Annotated in this window: 1 protein-coding gene; it reads right to left on the bottom strand. The window is 70.1% G+C overall.

Annotated features, from left to right (window positions below; genetic code table 11):
• Window positions 1-790 (bottom strand): acyltransferase domain-containing protein (locus tag K7G61_RS35950; RefSeq protein WP_225851354.1); only part of this gene is annotated, 790 nt, incomplete at both ends.

The raw sequence follows: 790 nt of genomic DNA, 5'->3' as shown, positions 1-790 counted from the left end.
AGATCCCAGCGACATCACCCCGCTCCACAGCCGCCCAGAACCCCGCCTCCACCACATCGACCGACCCACCACCCGACTCGACCACCCCACCGCTCTCCAGCCAGAACCGCTCCCGCTGGAAGGCATACGTGGGCAGGTCGGTGTGACCGGCGGCGGCCGGCAGGAGACGGCCCCAGTCGACGGACGCGCCGTGCGTGTACGCCTCGGCCGCCGAGGTCAGCAGCCGCCGCACCCCACCCTGCTCCCGGCGCAACGTACCCAGCGCGATCCCGCCACCATGCTCGTCAAGAGTGTCCTGCACACCCACGGTCAGCACCGGGTGCGGGCTGGCCTCGACGAAAACGCGGTGACCGGACTCGGCGAGCGCGGCAACGGCGCTCTCCAACTGCACCGGGTGGCGCAGGTTCTCGTACCAGTACGAAGCACCCAGCGTGTCGGCCTCGACCCACGTTCCCGTATAGGTCGAGAACATGGGAACCGACGGGGCCTGTGGCTCGATCGTGGCCAGCAGGTCGAGGATCTCCTCCTCCAGCGGCTCCATCCCGGCCGAATGCGAGGCATAGTCGACATTCACCCGCCGCGCGTCCACCCCCGCCTCCGCACACGTGACCATGAACGCGTCCAGGGCATCCGCCAGACCCGACACCACCGTGGAACCCGGCCCGTTCACCGCCGCGATCCCCACCCGGCCCTCGAACCCGGCCAGCAACTCGGTCGCCTTCCCGGCCGAGCAGAACAGCGACACCATGCCACCCGTGCCCGCAACCCGCAGCAGGGCCTTCGCCCGCAA

This window comes from Streptomyces sp. HPF1205, assembly GCF_020400825.1.
GTDB lineage: Bacteria > Actinomycetota > Actinomycetes > Streptomycetales > Streptomycetaceae > Actinacidiphila.
Note: the sequence above shows the minus strand (reverse complement) of the source record. Positions and strands in the feature narration are given on the sequence as shown.